Source organism: Thiovibrio frasassiensis (genome assembly GCF_029607905.1).
Classification (GTDB): domain Bacteria; phylum Desulfobacterota; class Desulfobulbia; order Desulfobulbales; family Desulfurivibrionaceae; genus Thiovibrio; species Thiovibrio frasassiensis.
The window spans coordinates 277,530-295,552 of the sequence record NZ_JAPHEH010000001.1 but is presented as its reverse complement, the minus strand read 5'-3'; the positions used below and the strand labels follow the sequence as shown (position 1 = coordinate 295,552).

16 protein-coding genes are annotated in these 18,023 nt (G+C 53.6%); 7 read left to right on the top strand and 9 right to left on the bottom strand.

The features are described 5' to 3' along the window. Positions 1-129: 129 nt before the first annotated feature. The 6 genes from OLX77_RS01305 to OLX77_RS01280 all read right to left on the bottom strand — a co-directional run bounded on the left by OLX77_RS01305 (position 130) and on the right by OLX77_RS01280 (position 6,617). Entirely contained in the window at positions 130-1,356 is a 1,227-nt protein-coding gene (locus tag OLX77_RS01305; RefSeq protein ID WP_307631776.1) for a class I SAM-dependent methyltransferase, read from the bottom strand. Continuing rightward, the gene (gene rfbC / locus OLX77_RS01300) at positions 1,353-1,916 is read right to left on the bottom strand and encodes a dTDP-4-dehydrorhamnose 3,5-epimerase (protein WP_307631775.1); all 564 of its coding nucleotides are present in this window, start codon (positions 1,914-1,916) and stop codon (positions 1,353-1,355) included. The genes OLX77_RS01305 and rfbC overlap by 4 nt, the downstream gene beginning before the upstream one ends. Beyond that, entirely contained in the window at positions 1,913-3,010 is a 1,098-nt protein-coding gene (gene rfbG / locus OLX77_RS01295) for a CDP-glucose 4,6-dehydratase (protein ID WP_307631774.1), read from the bottom strand. Before rfbG ends, rfbC begins: the two co-directional genes overlap by 4 nt. Further along, the gene (gene rfbF, locus OLX77_RS01290) at positions 2,995-3,765 is read right to left on the bottom strand and encodes a glucose-1-phosphate cytidylyltransferase (protein ID WP_307631773.1); all 771 of its coding nucleotides are present in this window, start codon (positions 3,763-3,765) and stop codon (positions 2,995-2,997) included. The genes rfbG and rfbF overlap by 16 nt, the downstream gene beginning before the upstream one ends. Next, a complete protein-coding gene (locus tag OLX77_RS01285; protein ID WP_307631772.1) occupies positions 3,762-6,104 on the bottom strand; it encodes a tetratricopeptide repeat protein in 2,343 nt (780 codons plus the stop codon). The genes rfbF and OLX77_RS01285 overlap by 4 nt, the downstream gene beginning before the upstream one ends. 291 nt (positions 6,105-6,395) lie before the next feature. Continuing rightward, the gene (locus OLX77_RS01280) at positions 6,396-6,617 is read right to left on the bottom strand and encodes a hypothetical protein (RefSeq protein WP_307631771.1); all 222 of its coding nucleotides are present in this window, start codon (positions 6,615-6,617) and stop codon (positions 6,396-6,398) included. A 545-nt stretch (positions 6,618-7,162) separates the two neighbouring features. On the opposite strand from OLX77_RS01280, the gene OLX77_RS01275 reads away from it, so the two are divergent. The 6 genes from OLX77_RS01275 to sat all read left to right on the top strand — a co-directional run bounded on the left by OLX77_RS01275 (position 7,163) and on the right by sat (position 13,991). Beyond that, the gene (locus OLX77_RS01275) at positions 7,163-8,992 is read left to right on the top strand and encodes a flagellin N-terminal helical domain-containing protein (RefSeq protein ID WP_307631770.1); all 1,830 of its coding nucleotides are present in this window, start codon (positions 7,163-7,165) and stop codon (positions 8,990-8,992) included. A 280-nt stretch (positions 8,993-9,272) separates the two neighbouring features. Further along, on the top strand, positions 9,273-10,643 hold the full coding sequence (gene fliD, locus OLX77_RS01270; RefSeq protein WP_307631769.1) for a flagellar filament capping protein FliD: 1,371 nt from the start codon (positions 9,273-9,275) through the stop codon (positions 10,641-10,643). Between the two features lie 75 nt (positions 10,644-10,718). Then, entirely contained in the window at positions 10,719-11,159 is a 441-nt protein-coding gene (locus OLX77_RS01265; RefSeq protein ID WP_307631768.1) for a hypothetical protein, read from the top strand. 192 nt (positions 11,160-11,351) lie between these two features. Then, positions 11,352-11,858 (top strand): flagellar export chaperone FliS, encoded by a 507-nt coding sequence (fliS, locus tag OLX77_RS01260; RefSeq protein WP_307631767.1) that lies wholly within the window; start codon positions 11,352-11,354, stop codon positions 11,856-11,858. Positions 11,859-11,979: 121 nt separating this feature from the next. Then, on the top strand, positions 11,980-12,381 hold the full coding sequence (locus OLX77_RS01255) for a flagellar protein FlaG (protein WP_307631766.1): 402 nt from the start codon (positions 11,980-11,982) through the stop codon (positions 12,379-12,381). Positions 12,382-12,713: 332 nt separating this feature from the next. Next, positions 12,714-13,991 (top strand): sulfate adenylyltransferase, encoded by a 1,278-nt coding sequence (sat, locus tag OLX77_RS01250; RefSeq protein WP_307631765.1) that lies wholly within the window; start codon positions 12,714-12,716, stop codon positions 13,989-13,991. Between the two features lie 237 nt (positions 13,992-14,228). On the opposite strand, the gene OLX77_RS01245 is transcribed toward sat, so the two are convergent. Together OLX77_RS01245 and OLX77_RS01240 are read right to left on the bottom strand one after the other, a co-directional pair. Then, entirely contained in the window at positions 14,229-14,519 is a 291-nt protein-coding gene (locus OLX77_RS01245) for a GIY-YIG nuclease family protein (protein ID WP_307631764.1), read from the bottom strand. A gap of 82 nt (positions 14,520-14,601) precedes the next feature. Continuing rightward, on the bottom strand, positions 14,602-15,072 hold the full coding sequence (locus OLX77_RS01240; protein ID WP_307631763.1) for a winged helix-turn-helix domain-containing protein: 471 nt from the start codon (positions 15,070-15,072) through the stop codon (positions 14,602-14,604). A gap of 352 nt (positions 15,073-15,424) precedes the next feature. Here OLX77_RS01240 and aroB point away from each other — a divergent pair, with 352 nt between their 5' ends. Then, positions 15,425-16,501 carry a 3-dehydroquinate synthase gene (aroB, locus tag OLX77_RS01235; RefSeq protein ID WP_307631762.1) on the top strand — a complete coding sequence of 359 codons (1,077 nt, stop codon included), beginning with the start codon at positions 15,425-15,427 and terminating at the stop codon, positions 16,499-16,501. 139 nt (positions 16,502-16,640) lie between these two features. On the opposite strand, the gene OLX77_RS01230 is transcribed toward aroB, so the two are convergent. Next, positions 16,641-18,023: formylglycine-generating enzyme family protein (locus OLX77_RS01230; RefSeq protein WP_307631761.1), on the bottom strand; the 1,383-nt coding region annotated here is incomplete at its 5' end.

Genomic DNA, 18,023 nt, shown 5'->3' with positions numbered 1-18,023 from the left:
CAGGGACTGCAACGCCATAATTTGTAAGTTTACAAATGCAGTTCAGCGTGGCATCTGCAAATCAAACCGAAACAGGAATCGGCTTCAACAGAGGAAAATATAGTGTAAAGTGAGTGCTATTTCATTATTTCATGTTACCTTCAGGCAAGGAATGACGGTTACAAATTGGCCGCCCCAAGAGTCCACGTATGCAAGCTGTTGTGTGACTTCTTCCTCAAGATTCCAAGGCAGGATAACGATAAAGTCTGGCTTTGTAACCTGTAATAGGGCTTCGTCCACGATGGGAATTCTGCTTCCCGGCATGTATTTGCCTTGTTTTTGTGGGTTGCGATCCACGACGAAGGAAATCAGGTCGGGGCGAACCCCCGCATAATTTATCAGCGTGTTGCCTTTAGCGGCAGCACCGTATGCAGCGATGGTTTTTCCCTGACGTTTGGCATCCAGCAAAAAGGAGAGAAAATCATTTTTCACCTTGTTTGTCGTTGCCTGGAAGCCAGAGTAATAAGCGGCGGTGAGCATGCCAACTTTCTTTTCGTGTTGAAGTAACTCTCTTACCCGGGCGCTATATGGTGCCTGCCCAGTATCGCTTCGTTGGGCAAAGACGCGTAGGCTGCCGCCATGGGTGGGGTGTTCTTCCGCGTCAAACACGGTCAGCCCGTTGCTGGCAAGGATGCGGCTGACCGCAGTGAGCGACAAATAGGAAAAGTGTTCATGGTAGATGGTGTCAAATTGGTTGTTGGCCATCAAGCGTAATAGGTGGGGGAATTCGAAAGTGGCTACGCCCTGGGGCTTGAGCAGCACGGCAAAGCCTGTCACAAAATCATTAATGTCCGGAACATGGGCCAGGACATTATTCGCGGCAATCAAATCCGCCTGCTTGCCCTCTGCGGCCTGTGCAGATGCGAGATTTACCCCAAAGAAATCCTCTATAATGGCGATTCCTCTCTCTCTGGCTGCAGTGGCGGTGCTGGCGGTGGGTTCAATCCCCAGGCAGGGAATACCTCGCCCTTTGAAGTATTGAAGCAGGTAGCCATCGTTGGAGCCCACCTCGACAACGAGGCTGTGGGCGTTGAGGTTGAAACGGTCGATCATTGCGGTGACATAGCGCTCGGTGTGTTTCAGCCAAGTGGTGGAAAAAGAGCTAAAATAGGCATAGTCTGGAACAAAAAGTTCTTCCCGTCCGGCAAAATCCTCGGTCTGTGCCAACCAGCAAGAATCACACACTAACACTCGTAAGGGAAACCATTTTTCAGACCTATGCAGGCGCTCCTCGGTGATGTATGCGTTGGATGGCGGCGCACTACCAAGATCCACTAGCGGCACGGTGAGTTCGGCTGCGCAGTGACGGCACTTCATATCGTTATTCCGGTAAAATCATCAAGCAGCAACTGATGGGTCGCATCGCGGGAAGAAAGAACGCTAATGGGCAGGGGCCAGCGGATAGCCAGCCGTGGATCCTGGCTGTGTATCCCGCCTTCTGCATTTGGGTGATATGCGGCGGTGTGTAAATACAACATTTCACATTTTTCGGTAAGGGTCTGAAATCCGTGGGCAAAACCTTCCGGGATAATAAGAGTTTTGTGATTGTCACCACTGAGTATTTCAGCGTGCCAACGCAGAAAGGTTGGGGATCCTTGCCGCAGGTCCACGGCGACATCGTACACTTCGCCGTGCAGGCAGCTTACAAGCTTGGTTTCGGTATGGGGCGGGTACTGGAAGTGTATGCCTCGGATTGTCCCGATTTTTGTGGTCAGAGTGTGGTTGATTTGCATAATATTTTTGCCGGGAACGAAAGCTTGGAGTTCTTGATGGCAGAACAGGCGTTCAAAGAATCCACGATTGTCGCCAAAGGGCTTTCGTTGTAAGAGGGTCAGCCCCGGCAGGGGTGTTTCGGAAAGGGCGAAACAGCTCTTCATGGTTGACCGTGCTCCTCGTAAGCGCGGATCTGCTCAAGGCTGTAGGCGGCCATATCCGCTCCCTGCAGCCAGGTTCGGTGCCAGGCAACTGTCTGCTCAAGGGCGTGTTGCAGCGACCAGCGGGGTTGCCAGCCAAGTTCACATCGCGCCTGAGTGCTGTCGAGTCGAAGTAGTCTAGCCTCGTGAGGATGGTCGGACAAGGGCATATATTCAACACTCGCGTCTTTCCCCCAATAACGTGCTGTGGCCTCGGCGACCTCGCCCACAGTGACGTCGCTGCGTGTATCGGGGCCAAAGTTCCAGGCCTTGGCAAATCGTTTGCCATCGGTGCTGAGGAGTTGTTCCGCCAGCAGCAGATAACCGGCAAGCGGCTCCAGTACGTGCTGCCACGGCCGCATGGCCCTGGGAAAACGTAGTCGTACCGTATCATCCTCAGCAAAGGCACGCAAGCAGTCTGGCACCAACCGGTCGGCAGCCCAATCACCGCCCCCGATCACATTGCCGGCTCGAACTGTTGCAAGCTGGGCCGAATGATCTGTTCCTTGGCCGAAGTAACTCGCACGATAACTGGCGGTCACGATCTCCGCTGCCGCCTTGCTGGCACTATAAGGGTCATGTCCCCCCAGCGGATCGATTTCTCGATATGGATGTTCCCATTCTCTGTTTTCATAGACCTTGTCGGTGGTGATGATTACGATCGCGTGTACCGAAGCGGTCATACGAGCCACCTCAAGCACATGTGCCGTGCCCATTACATTGCTGGCCAAGGTTCCCAGTGGGTCGCGATATCCCTCCCGCACCAAAGGTTGAGCCGCCAAATGAAACACTACTTCGGGCTGGGTCTCACGAAATGTTGCTTGCAGCTGCGCAAGATTTGCCAGGTCAGCCAAAGTATGTGAATCCAGCAGGGGCGCGATATTCGCGACCTCAAACAGACTTGGGGTGGTCGGCGGATCAAGCGAATAACCATGTATCTTTGCGCCAAGCCGATGAAGCCAGAGGGTGAGCCACCCTCCCTTAAAACCGGTGTGGCCGGTGACCAAAACCGAGCGACCTTGCCAGTAGGATGGATTCATCATTACCAGATTTTCCACGGGGCCTTGTCCGAATGCCAAAGTTCTTCGAGTTGGTTTTTCTCGCGTAATGTATCCATTGGCTGCCAGAAGCCTTTGTGTTCGAAAGCCATGAGTTGCCCCGCAGCGGCAAGGGTGGTCAGCGGTTTGCCCTCCCAACTCGAATTGTTGCCCTCGATATAGTCGAGGCATTTGGGGGAAAGGATAAAAAAACCGCCATTGATCAATCCACCATTGCAGCGCGGTTTTTCCATGAAGCCATCCACTTGTGAACCATTTACTTGTAGGGCGCCGTATCGGCCAGGCGGTTGCACGGCCGTGATGGTTGCGAGTTTGCCGTGCTGCCGATGAAAGGCAATTGCAGCGGTCACATTCACATCCGCCAGACCATCACCGTAAGTAAAGCAGAATGCCTCTTCGTTTTGGATGTACGGTGCAACCCACTTGAGTCTGCTGCCGGTAAGCGTATCCTCTCCAGTGTTTATAAGTGTGACCCGCCATGGCTCAACATGTTGTTCGTGTACTTCCATCCGGTTATTTGCCATGTCAAAGGTCACATCCGACATGTGCAGGAAGTAGTTGGCAAAATACTCCTTGATGATGTAGCCCTTGTAGCCGCAACAGATCACGAAGTCATTCACCCCGTGGGCGGAGTAAAGTTTCATAATGTGCCATAGAATCGGCCTGCCACCGATTTCAACCATGGGCTTGGGCTTCAGGTGGGTTTCCTCGCTAATGCGGGTGCCGAGTCCCCCGGCGAGGATAACGGCTTTCATTGATTTTTCTCGCACCATTTTGCAAACATCTCCCTGTATGCAGATTCCAATTTGCGTGCGAAGGACGGTTCATCCATGAGCGGACCCGTCTCCAACTCTTTCCGCAAAACAATACGTAGCGCTGCCAATTGTGGGAGGTCGGAGGCCAAGGCCACGGCGATTTTCACATACTCGTCTTCCGTTCTGGCAATCCACTCTGGATGATCAACTCCTTCTAGGACTGCACTTCCAAGTCGCCCCACGCTGGGTCGGCCTGCAAGGGTAACGAAGGGCACCCCCATGTAAAGGGATTCAACCAGTGTGGTGCCGGAGTTGTGGGGGAAACAATCCAGCATAATATCCATGCCACGCAGCACATCCCACGGTGGGCTGTGGAAGCCGATTTCCAGCCGCTCTCGGCTGATACCATGAGCGGCAAATTTTTTGGCCAAAGCTGTCTGTAGGGCAGTGTCTTTAAAATTGCTGCTGTCGATCACCAATCTAGAGTTTGCCACCTGTTTCAGAATCTCCGACCACACCCGAATTGTTCGGTGGTTGATACGGATTGCCCGAGTAAGGGTCCCAAAAGTAACATGTCCACGCGCTATTGCCGGCAAGGGATTTACGGAGCCCATACCTTCTGCCGGACGGTAGGTAAATCCAGGGGTTGTCAAACGCCAGGGCGTTTCGGAAAAAAATTTTTCGCTACCGGCAGGAGCCATGGCGCGGTCTGTCAGGTAATAGTCAATGGCGGTAAGTCCCGTGGTGTAGCCACATCCGATCCATGAAACTGAGATCGGGGCCGGTTTGCGGGCAAATACCCCCAGTCTATTGTTGGTTGTCTGCCCGGCGAGATCAACCAGAATGTCGATGGCGTCGGCACGGATGTGTTCGGCAAGAGCGTCGTCGGTCAGGCCTGCTGTGGGTATCCAGTGGTCCACATATCCCTTGTATAGGGCTGTTTTCGTGTCTTCTCTGGAGAGTTCGGCATAGGCATACACCTCCAACACCTTCTTGTCGCGGTGGGCAAGCAAAGGTTCCAGGACATGGCGCGCCGAGTGGTGGCGAAAGTCCGGAGATACATAGCCTACCTTCAGGCGGCGGTTTACAACCCGGCTATTGGTGTGTCTCTGCCATTTGTTTCGATGGGGAAAGCCAAACAGCTTGTCATATTCTTGGTACGTCTCAAAAATTGCCTCACCACTTTTATCCGGGTGGTAATTCAACGCAAAAAGCAGGGAGCTATGCGCTTCGATAAAATCGGGCTTGAGTTCCAAGGCTCGGCGAAAATTGGCTTCGGCCTCGGCGAGGTAGCCTTGCGCCATGAGAGTATTGGCCAGATTGTTATACGCCGAGGCATAATCAGGCATGATGTCCAGTGCCATGCGAAGGCTGGCTTCGGCTTCGGTAAACCGGCCCTGACTCCTCAGAATGCCACCAAGGTTGCCGTGCATCTCAGCACAATCTGGCATGAGCTTTAGTGCTTGGCGAAGACAGGATTCGGCGTCCAGGAGGCGATCTTGTTTGTTGAGGAGATTCCCGAGGTTGTTGTATACGATCGCGGAATCTGGATCCAGTTCGATAGCCTTTTGATAGCAAGCTACTGCTTCGTCCAGTTTTCCTTGTTCTTGAAAGGCCAGGGCTAAATTAGAGTAGTGGATGGCGGTCGTTGGGCTGAGATGCAATGCATGTTGGAAGCATTTAACTGCAGCCTCCCATTTTTTTTGTTTATGAAAAATATATCCCAGCAGGGTGTATACTTCCGGGGAATCCTCTTTTGCCGCCAGGGCCTTTTGGGCAGATAAAAGGGATTCTTGGGTCCGCCCTTGGGAGTACAGGGTGTTGGCCAGATTATACAGGGCATCGGCATGATCCGGTTTGAGCTGTAATGCCTCGTGGTAGGCGGCGATTGCTTCGTCAAACTTTCCTTGGCTGTGAAAAATTATCCCCAGGTTGTTTAATGCCTCAATATAATCTGGCTTTAAACGCAGGGCCTGTCCGTAACATGGTAGGGCCTCATTAAATCGACCCAGATCTTTGAAGGCATTGCCCAAATTATAATAATACACTGCTTTGGTAGGCTCTTCATGAATAGCTTTTTGGAAGAGAGAGACTGCTGCGGTATATTGTCTGCATTGGCAAGCAATGATAGCTAGCCCATGCAATGTTTCCGCATGATTTGGTTTTAGTGAGAGTATCTCTCTGTATAGCTTTTCTGCTTGTTGCAGGTTTCCTGCTTGGTGATTCTTGATAGCCTTGGCCAAGGCCTGTTCGATATCAAAGGAAGTTTTTTGATTGGGGGGAGTCTTTTGATGTTGTCTTTTAGTCGCAGAATGTTTTTGTTTTTTGGGAGGGCTCATGGAAGAATGATAGCCTGAAAGAGAGAATAAATGTTTTCTGAGGGGTGACTGCAAAGGAGGGTCTTGGTATCGAGCAGCAACTGAATTTTTCTCCCTTAAAAGCTGTAGGATAGCTACAATAGCAGGATATTAAAAATCAGACGTCCACGGATTTCGAATTAGTGTAGTCGAGTCTGTTTGAATTTTCAATACCCATTGAAAAAGCACAGGGATTTGTTTGAGCATTGGGGGCAGCAGGGGGCGGATTGTCGGTTTGTTATGCAAGCCGTTTAGGCCGGGGGGGTAACGGGCTCAGGCCAGAATGTTGATGTTTTCCCCGGTTGTCTGGGATTGCTGGGGCTGGTTGTTTTTCCGGTGCTCGGCCTGGGCCGAGCTAACTCTCTCCGCAGCTCGACGCTCTTCCGCCTGCGCAGCCCGCAGATTGTTTTGCGATTCCTGGGCTGAGGCTTGGGCTGACGCAGTATTTTGCGCGGCACGTTGTTGCTCTGCCTGGGCCTGCCGCACTTTCTGCATGGTATTTGTTCTGGATACATTCGTAGGAGCCAGGCGAGATGCTGGTGCTTGCGTTGCCGAACTTATTTCCGGTCCCATGGTATTGCTCCTTTCTGCACGGAGAACACAGGAAAGTTGTGGTGGTTATGGAGGCGATAATCTTGCCACATTTTCAATATATATTCTTTATGTGCAGAATGCAATTATACATTAAGCATCTTCCCGTTTTACCGCAATAGCTTGTTGTAATCCCCCTCATTTCGAACTTTTCCCGAGATCATCCGAGTCCTCGTCTCTTCTCCCCAGGAAGCATTGCCTCCAAGGGGGAAGGGCATTTTGTATCGATGCGCGTTCAGGACAAATATTTCTTTTAAAGTTTAATCCGGGAGGGTCGATAAGAAAATCAAGCAATGATTAAAATGCGTGTAGGGTTTGGTCGGGAAGGAGGTGACAAAAAGAGCTGCCAGACACACCTGCCAGGAACTGCAACAAAAAAACAACATATGCTTTAAAACGCCGGCAAGGAAGCCGGTATTCACAAACACACACAACACGGAGGTTTCACCATGGGTTTCAGAATCAATACCAACATCGATGCAATGAGTGCTCATCGGAATATGCTTGGCACCAGCGGTTCGCTGAGCAAATCTTTGGAGCGTCTTTCTTCCGGTCTGCGGATCAACCGTGCCGCGGATGATGCTTCGGGCATGACCATTGCCGACTCTCTGCGGGCCCAGGCCACAGGTCTTGGTCAGGCCATGAGGAATGCCGGCGATGCTATCTCTCTGGTACAGGTTGCTGACGGTGCTTTGGAAGAGTCCATCAACATCGTAACCACCATCAGGACCAAGGCTATCCAGGCGGCGTCCGACGGTCAGAACACCGTTTCTCGGGCAGCTATTCAGGCCGACGTCAACAAGCTGCTGGAAGAGATGAACATCATTGCCGATACCACCGCTTTCAATGGCCAGACCCTGTTGAAAGGCAATTTTACCAATAAATCTTTCCAGGTTGGCGCCTATGCCAACCAGACCGTATCCGTTTCCATCGACAACGCCGATGCCAGCCATGTTGGTCGGTTGGCCACTATCAACACCACCACCACCCAGACCAATCTGAAAAGTCTGGACAGCACCTCCAACTTTGTTCAATACACGAATGCTACTCTGGGAGACGGGACATACGCCCAGTTGGCGGCCAACGATCTGACGATCAATGGCGTTGATCTTGCGGGTAATCTCGCCGGTCAGGGCGTTAGTCAGCTGTCGGCCGAGGGGTTGGCTGCTGCGATCAACAGAACCACAGAAACCACCAGTGTCAAGGCTACCGCCGAGACGAGCTGGGCCGGAACCGGTACCATTGTCGGCGGCACCATCGCCGATGGCGGTCTGGTAATCAATGGTATCAATGTAGGTGCGGTTACCGTGGTGGCAAATGATGCTGATGGCGCGCTGGTTTCGGCGATCAACGCCAAGCAGGCAGAGACCGGGGTTAGCGCTTCTGTTTCTGCCGACGGCAAACTGACCCTTACCGCAGCGGATGGCCGGAATATCGCTATTTATAACGGCGGCGCCTATTCAGCGACCAGTTTCGACAATACCTTGGGTTCCGGTTTTGTCGATAACCGGACCTCGGTTTCTATCACCGCGGCATATGTTGCTGATGGGGCTTCGGAGATCAATGTCGGCGGGGTAAATATTACCTATAACGCCGCCTCTGATACCGCTACCACCAGGGATAATATTTTTGCTGCATTAAGCGCCCTTGGCAGCGAGTATACCGTTACACAGTCTGCTCCCGGTGCTGCAACCGTTATCACCCGGACAGACGGCAAAGATATCAACCTCGTGGCCTCTACCGAGGTTGCTGCTGATACGTTGTCCATTCAGGCCCTTACCCCTGCGGGCGCCAATGAGGGGGCTGCGCAGACCGAGGCTCTCGGTTCTTCCCTTGTTACCAACAGCTCCCAGCACGGTTCGGTAACGCTGAATTCCACCGGAAACATCGCCTTGACGGGTGATCAGCAGACCATGGAAGCCTTCGGTTTCAACAGCGCAACCAGCCAGGTGGCAGCCGCCTCCGGTGGTATTGCTGATGCCGATGTTACCACCGCTAGCGCCGCACAGACCACCATCCAGCGTGCTGACTCTGCTTTGGAGGCGTTGGATAAGATCCGTTCCGGTCTTGGTTCTGCTCAGAACCAGGTTGAAGCAACCCTGCGTAACATCTCCGTAACCCGGGTCAACATCCAGTCGGCTGAATCAGCTGTTCGTGACGTTGACTTCGCCGACGAGAGTTCCACCTTCGCCAAGATGAATATCCTGGTACAGGCTGGTAGTTATGCCCTCTCGCAGGCAAACGCAGTACAGCAGAACATCATGACTCTGCTTCGTTAATCCATCGGGCTGACGGGCTGAAGAGCGGGTGATTTATCGCTCTTCAGCTCTAACGCCTGAGGATGTGGTTTTGGCTACATAGGGGGCGGCGGTTTTTGGCCGCCAGCCCCCTTTTTTTCAAGCGGGTGGGCAGGTTTTGTAAGATTTTTTATGCTTCGACACGCTCAGCACGACCGGAAATTCAACCTGAAAAGATATTTTCCGTTAGTTCCTGATCCTGTCGAAGAGTAAAAGGTTGGTCTTGTCAAAGAGGCGCAACATCTAACAGAGGTGAGACAGCATGGCTGGTTCAATTTCCACGCTTGGCGCAGGCTCCAGTATCGATCTGCAGGGCATTATTGAGAAGCTCAAGGCCGCGGATCAGGTACCGATCACCAATATCAAGGCGCAACAGCTCCAGTATAAGGATCAGCTCGCCGAGTTCGACACCGTGAACACCAAGTTGCTGGCGGTTAAAACGAAGGCTCTTGATCTCTCTTTGTCCACCACCTTTTTGGCGCGGCAGATTTCCTCGTCGCAGACGAGTGTGTTGACTGCCACGGTCAGCAGTGGAGCCAGCACCGGGATATCCACGGTGACAGTAGGGAGATTGGCCAAGCAGAACTCCTGGCAATCTTCCGGGGTGGCCACGGCAGACACCGCGATTGCCAGCGGTACTGGAACTTTCGCCTACACCATCAATGGTACCCAGTCCAGTGTGGCGGTTGCCTCTTCCACCACCCTGCAGCAACTCAGCGATGCGATCAACAATGATGTCAATAATCCCGGCGTTACCGCCAGTGTGATGGATGACGGCACTGGGACGGCTACGGCCTTTCATTTGGTGTTGGTTTCCAACGAGACCGGCGAGGCCAACGCCGTAACCATTGACACCAACGGCACGGACCTGACCTTTACCGAGGTGCAGGGGCTTGCCGAAAGCCTTGATGCGGAAGTGACCATCAACGGCATAACTTATCAGCGCGCCACCAATACCATCAGTGATATCATTTCCGGGGTTACCCTGAATCTGGAAGCCACTGGCGCTTCCTCAGTCAAGGTTACCAGTGATATGGACAGCGTTAAGGCAAAGATCGTCGCCATGATTGAGGCCTATAATGCCGCAGCCAAGGAGATTGCCGATAATTCCAAATACGATCAGGACACAGGGGTGGGTGGTTCTCTTTCCGGTGTTTCCACCTTCCGCACCATGACCAGCCAGTTGAATCAGACTCTGTTGGCCTCGATTGGTGGGTTGGGTGGCGCCTATGGCAACATGACGGATATTGGTCTTTCTTTTGACCGGGACGGCACCGCCTCCCTTGATGAGACGGTTCTCGCCGCCGCCTTGGAAAGTAACCCGGAAGATGTTCAGCTCCTTCTGGTGGGCGATACCGACAATGGGATTGACGGGGTTGCCACTCTGTTGAACGCGCAGTTGCGGGATATCACCAAACCGACTCTTGGGGTGATTGCCAACGAGAAGGGGCGGGTTGATCAGACCATCCAGCGGCTGGACGACCAGATCGAGAGCATGACCATCAGGCTGAACAATAAATACGACTTGCTTACCAAGCAGTTTGTTCAGCTCGATACCTTGTTGAGCAGTATCCAGAAGCAGGGTGACTTTTTAAGCGCCCAAATTGCGAGCCTAAGCGCGAGCAAGAATTGATGTGCCGGGGGGGCGCAGCGGTGCTGAATTTAGCGGGACGGTGTGGCGTTTCGCGCTGGGGGGAGAAGACGAACGATGACTATGGATGCGGCAGGGCAACCGGCAACGGAATTGGTGGATACGGTCGTGGCTCTCTATGGGGAGCTGGCAGAGGTGACCGCCGCATTTTTAGAAGCGGTGCAGGATGGCCCGCCGGAGGAAGAGGCGCAGAGCCTCTTTTGGCAGGCACGCACTGAGTTGGTTGGGAGATTGCAGCCGCTTCTGGCGCAAGAAGAGCATTGGTTGGGTCACAGCGACGGACGTCAGCAGAAGGAACAACGGCAGCACTCCCTTGCGCTGCAGTTGGAAAAGATGCAGCTGGTCGCCGACCTTGATGCCCGGATTGTCGCACGGCTTGTTGCCTTGCAGGCCCAGGTTGGTGAGGAGCTCAAATCGCTTGGTCAGGGCAAAAAAAGGCTTGTCGGCTATCGGGTCGGCTTGAAGGGGGCGCCGCGTTTTTGTCAGCGAACTGCCTGAGTTGGCATGGTTTTATGGGGAAAGGCGAAAAAAATTCCCTTATCGTTTTTCCGGGAACTACCGATACGTACAACATTGGGTAAAAGAAGCAAGTAGCCAGGCCAGAGCGTGAAAATTATTGGCCCGGGGGGGCTTGCAAAAGGCTCCGGTGCTAGCCGGAGAAAAAATGGTTTCGTAAAAAGGAGCGTGGATATGGTCTCGAAGCAAGCAAGCAATGCCTATTTTCAGGCGCAGGCAAGTGCAAAGATTCATCCTGCCAAGCTTATTCATATGCTGTACGAACGGCTTTTAATCAACCTCACCTGCGCCTGTGAGGGGCTTGAGGAAAATGATATTAAAAAGCGGGGCGAAAATCTCTCCAAGGCCATTGCCATTATCACGGAGTTGAATTGCTGCGTGACACCGGGAGATGAGTCGGAGCCGGCCCAGTTTCTGCGGGGCATGTATGCCACGATGCTGGTTGAGCTGGGCAAGGTCCCGGTGAACAAGGATGCCGCTGTTATTCGTCAGGCGCAGCGGTATGTGACGCGCTTGAAAGAGATCTGGGAAGAAACCGCCATGCGGGAAAATGGTCTGGGGAGTGAGCAAAAAGTGGAGAGCATCATCGAGAATGCACCCGAAGAGTCGGCAATGGTCTATTCTCGCGGCCATAAAAAGGAAGGCGCTGTCGCCGTAGCCAACATGTGTTTTTTGGTCTGAGAAAGAAGAAAACTGGGAGGCCGGTTGTTCCTGTCTGCAATAAGGCCGGGCTTTCTGTTTGATAGAAGGATGCTGTTGTGGTAGGCATGGAAGCATCGTGGAGTAACAATGGGAGGTTGTCATGGACGTGAATAATGTTGCTGCTGGTGAGAGCAAGAATCTGGGGAGTATGCCGGTTGCTCCGGCCATGGTGCGCCAGGACAAGCAGAAGGTGGCGGTAATGCCGGTTGCCTCGAGTGGTGGGAGCGAAGGCGCTGCGCTTGATCGCAAGGCCATGTCGCAACGGGAAGGAAAGCTGTCGCAAGAGCAGGCCGTACAATATGTCCGGGAAGTCCAGGCTCGTTTCGACAAAATGGGGACAAATCTCCAGTTTTCCATTGATAACAGCTCGGCAGATGTGGTGGTGAAGATTACCGACAAGAACAGCGGTGATCTGATCCGGCAGTTTCCCACGGAAGAGATCCTGCAACTGCGGACGAAGCTGAATGATCTGGTTGGGATGCTGTTTGACGGAAAGGCGTAACCTCTTTTCTGTCAGTTGCCTGCCCTGATTGTGCTGTCGGCGTTCTGAAAAAACAGGACGTCGTCGGTTGCCGCTGGACGTGCGTCAACCGCTCTTTTTTTTGACCTCTTGTTCTCCTCCAGCAAAAAAATATCTTTTAAAACAAAGCCCCAGTTGCCTGGGGCTTTTTGTTGTTGCCCTGTAATGGAGGGTTGTGTGTTTTTGCCAAGACTTTTTGCTTGACAATTATTGGGGGCTCTCGTATACCTGATCGTCAAACTGAATCTGTGTTCATTGTGCAATTGTGCATTCTTTTAATATTTTCTGTATCATTATAAAAAGGAGACTCAATCATGTCTAAGTTAGTCGCTCCCCATGGTGGAAAAGGTCTGGTATGCTGTCTGTTGCATGGCAACGAGCGTACCGCTGAGCAGGAAAAGGCCAAAGGCCTGAAGAAGATCCAGATCAGCGCCCGCGCAAAAGGCGACTTGATCATGATGGGCATCGGCGGTTTTTCTCCGTTGAATGGCTTCATGGGCAAGGCCGACTGGAAGGGTGTTGTTGAGAATTTCACCATGGCTGACGGCACCTTCTGGCCCCTGCCCATCACCCTGGACGTTTCCAAGGCCGATGCCGATGCAATCAAGGTAGGCGACGAGGTTGCTCTTGAGGCTGATGGTGAGATCTACGCCACCATGAAGATCAGCGAGAAGTTCGAAATGACCGACGCTGACAAGAAGTGGGAGTGTGAGAAGGTATTCAAGGGCGAAGGCGAAGAGTCTGCCGATGACAAGTTCTGGGATATCGCGCTCAAGGATCATCCCGGCGTTCAGATGGTTATGAAGCAGAAAGAAGTGAACCTGGCCGGCCCGGTTAAGGTTCTTTCCGAGGGCGAGTACCCCGCCAAGTACAAGGGCGTGTACCTGACCCCTGCCGAGACCCGCGCCATGTTCGAAGAGCGTAAGTGGTCCGACGTTGCTGCCCTGCAGCTGCGTAACCCCATGCATCGTTCCCATGAGTTCCTGGCCAAGATCGCCATCGAAGTATGTGACGGCGTCCTGATCCACTCTTTGATCGGCAACCTGAAGGCCGGCGATATTCCTGCCGAGGTTCGCGTTAAGGCCATCGATTGCCTGGTTGAGAACTACTTTGTAAAAGACAACGTCATCCAGGCCGGTTACCCGCTGGATATGCGTTATGCCGGTCCCCGTGAAGCATTGCTCCATGCAACCTTCCGTCAGAACTACGGCATCACCAAGATGATCATCGGTCGTGACCATGCCGGTGTTGGCGACTTCTACGGCCTGTTCGAGGCTCAGGAAATCTTCGACCGCATCCCGACCAACCTGGCCGAAGGCAAGGCGTTGAAGTGCATGCCGCTGAAGATCGACTGGACCTTCTACTGCACCAAGTGCGATGGTATGGCTTCTCTGCGTACCTGCCCGCACACCAAGGATGATCGCGTTATCCTTTCCGGCACCAAGCTGCGTAAGGCTCTTTCCGAGGGCAAAGAGGTTGTTGACCACTTTGGCCGTGAAGAGGTTCTGGTTATCCTGCGCGCATACTATGCCACTTTGACCGAGAAGGTTGAGGTCAAGATGCAGGGCGCTGCTTCCGGTTCCGCGATGTAATCTCGCTGTTCCTGAGTTTTTGGTTATAAAAAAAGGGGAGATACCGTAAGGTGTCTCCCCTTTTTTTATGTAGGTTTTTGCTGTTGGCCAGGCGATTGGTTCACCCCTGCGCGAATGTTTTAGTCTGGTCGCCGTACTCATGGATTCCCGCCTGCGCGGGAATGACATGCTTGCCAGAGCATTGCTTTGATGATTACATGTCTAAACCGTCATTCCCGCGCAGGCGGGAATCCATGCTCAGATCAATTCTTGCCATAAGTCTTTCCAGGTTGGGTTGATCGTTTCGATCAAGTTGATTTTCCATTGCCTGTTCCACTGCTTGAGTTGTTTCTCGCGCAGAATCGCTGTTGGCATCTCCTCATGCAATTCGTAATATACGAGAAAATGGACGGTATATTTTTTCCTAAACCCATCAGCCAGATTACTCCTGTGCTGCCAAATCCTTTGCATTAAATTGCTGGTTACACCGAGATATAAGGTGCCGTTGTATTTGCTTGCCAGAATATACACTGCGGCTTGTTTTTTCATTCTCAAGCATGGATTCCCGCCTGCGCGGGAATGACGGTTGTAGGTTTAGCCTCCCAAGCAATAGCCTGATTGCCAGCCGGAATCAGAGGATGGAAACCTTGGTGCCGTCCTTGGAAAAGGAGATCTTCGCTTCCCGGGCCAGCCAGCCTAGCGCTGCGCCAAGGAGGGAAAGGGAGCCCCGGTCTTTCATGACGCTGGTGATTTTTGTCACCGGGGTCGGGCCGTTTTCGCTTAGATACAGAAAGATGTCTCCGGCCAGGAAGCCGATCTGCCCTTCCACGGTCATGCCCTTGCCCGGCTTAAACAGCGGGGTTTTTCCCGCCGTTGCACAGGCTCCCTTTTTATGGGTGAGTTCCTGTACTTCTTTTTTGATCGTGCCGATGGCGGAGCCCACGGTTTTTTCCGCCTTTTTCGTCGCTTTTTTTACGATCTTCTGCGCCGCTTTCTTCATCTTTTGTCCGGTTTCCTCAACCGTATGGCCCGACCGGGCCAGGGCTTTGCCTACTTTTTTTCCTGCTTCGGTCAATGCGGAGCTGCTTTTCGGTGCGGCCATAATGTCTGTTCTCCCGTAACTCGCTGTTGTTTGGTGGAACAATCCTATATCCAGTCTAGCGATCTTGCCGAACTTGTCAAGAAGGTTGCAATCTTGCCCGATTCTTTATAAAGAAAAAGGCGAACGGGGCGGGTGAAGTTGCCGACTGATTAGGTGTGGCAACGTTGCTTATACTGATTACCCCCACCCCCTAACCCCCTCCCGCAAGGGGAGGGGGGACTGTGTTGCACAATGCGCGTTTGTGCTGAATAGTTACTGTGGCCGGGACATGGGAAATACCCCGAGGTAAGCGAGTCGGAGTCGGGACTCCAGGTAAGCGAGACGGAGTCGAGACTCCGAAAGGCGGAAGGATATGCGGACAATTCGGGTTGGCCTTGGCGACAGGGCTTATGATATTTTGATCGAAAACAACATTTTGGCCACAATCGGCGCGGATCTCAAGCAGCGCGGGATTGCCAAACGCTATGTGGTTGTAGCGGATTCCCATGTCGGTGAACTTCTCGGCCCCAAGCTTATGGCCTCTTTGGCAGCGGCAGGTGTTTCCGCGGAGCTCATCACCTTTCCCCGGGGTGAGGCAAGCAAGCATTTGGCCACGGTTGCCGAACTGGCCAGCAGGCTCGCGCAACTCGGGCTGGACCGGAAAGACGCACTCATCGCCCTGGGCGGCGGAGTGACCGGGGATATTACCGGTTTTCTCGCGGCCATCTATATGCGGGGCATCCCTTTTGTTCAGATTCCCACCACCCTTCTGGCCCAAGTGGATAGCTCGGTGGGGGGCAAGACCGGGGTGGATATCCCCGAGGGCAAGAATCTGGTCGGCGCTTTTTATCAACCCCGCTGCGTGTACATCGACAGCAGCGTTCTTATGTCGCTGCCCCCAGCCGAGTTGTTAAACGGCTTGGCCGAGGTGATCAAATACGGGGTGATTTATGATGCGGAATTTTTCCGTTTTCTTGCTGAACAGCGGCAGGCGATTTTGGCCCGGGATCTCTCCGTTCTTGAAACGATGATCGCCCGCTGTTGCGAGATCAAGGCTGCGGTGGTGGCGGCGGACGAGCGCGAGGCAGATCTGCGGCGGATTCTGAATTTCGGCCACACCTTGGGGCATGCGGTGGAGGCGGCTTCCAACTTCAGCATGGCCCATGGGATGGCGGTTGGCCTGGGGATGGTGGCTGCCTGCCGCTTGGCGGTGGGTAAGGGGATTTTTTCCCAGGATCAGGCTGATGCCGTGTGCCGGCTCATCGCGGATTATGGTCTGCCCACGGAGATTCCTGCGGAATTTTCCCCGGTGCAAATCAAGGGGTTTCTGAAAACGGACAAGAAAACCGTGGCTGGGCGGCCGTTCTTTGTCCTGCCCACCGAGATCGGCAAGGTCGTTATCACCGATGCGGTGAGCGAGGAGCTGATTGATCAGGTGTTGGCAGGGTAGCTTCGCGGTTTAAGGAGCGGGATAGAGGCAGTATTTTGTCTCGCTCGGTTATTGTTGAGCATGGCTCATCCTATTCCGGGTGGAACTCGATCTCTTCCCAACCCCTCCCGCAGGGGGAGGGGAGTCATTGGAGGTTTTTTCAGACCGCACAGCGGAAGCCGATGGTGTTTGCCCAATATTTCCCCCGTTCTATCTGCCGCCACGCCGCGGTCACGGTTCCTCCGGTTATCCAGGAGCCGCCCTTGAGGATGTAAATTTTTTCCGTCGGTTTGCCGGGGGAGGCAGGTTGCCCCGGGTCGAGGGAGGAGGTCCATTCGGCAATGTTGCCCAGCAGATCGTAGATGCCGAAGGGGCTCATCCCCTTGCGGCCGAAATGCTCGACCGAGGTTGTGCCGCCGAGGCAGGCACCTTCAAAATTGCCAAAATCAACCTGCCACATTTCCCCCCAAGGGAAAAGCTGGCCGCGTGCTCCGCGGGCTGCGGCTTCCCACTCTTCTTCCGTGGGCAACCGTTTTCCGGCCCAGGCGGCAAAGGCCATGGCGTCGTGGTGGCTGACCTGCACCACCGGGTGATTGTGTCGCCCTTCCAGAGTGCTGTCGGGCCCGGCAGGGTGGCGCCAGTTTGCCCCGCTCACATGGCGGGCAATGGTTCCTTGGGTCAGGCTGAAGGTTTGCCTGCCGGTTTCCGGGTCTTTCCTGTTGGTGCAGCGGCCTTCGAAGACAATCCCATAGCCCGCTTCCTCGGCATCGGTGGTATAGCCTGTTTCCCGGACAAACATGTCGAACAGGTCGTTGGTTACGGGCGATTGACCAAGATAAAAATCCTGCAGATCGACCTTGCGCAGGGGTTGTTCCAACCCTTTGGGGTTGGCGCTTCCGATCAGATAGGTGCCGGCGGGGATCTTGATAAATTTCGGCATGAACCGTTCCAGGATCTGATTGATAAACTCCTCCTGGGTCTCCCGCAGCAACTCTCCTTGGTTCACCGCTTCTTCCGCTTCGATGTATTTTGAGAGGACCTCCAGGGGGCTTGGCTGATGGGGAGGAGCGGCCAATGATTCCGCTGATTCTCCAATTTCTTCCAGCGCATCCTCATCGAGGATCTCCACCTCCTCCTCAATGAATTCGCTTTCAGTCAGCGCTTCGTCTGCGAGCTCTTGGACCTCTTCGATCAGGTCCTCGTCCAGCAGTTCAATCTCTCCGGCGACCCCCTCATCCCCGGCCCCTCCTTCCTCTTCCCCCAACCCTTCGGTGGGGGAGGTTTCTTCTTCGAGAACCTCCTCAAGTTCTTCCTCGTCAAGGATCTCCACCTCCTCCTCAAGGAGCTCGGTGTCGGCAAGGTCTTCATCGGCGAGCTCTTGAACCTCTTCGATCAGCTCCTCGTCGAGCAGTTCCACCCCTTCGGCGATCCCTGCATCCCCGGCCCCTCCTTCCTCTTCCCCCAAGCCTTCGGTGGGGGAGGTTTCTTCTTCGAGAACCTCCTCAAGTTCTTCCTCGTCAAGGATCTCCACCTCCTCCTCAAG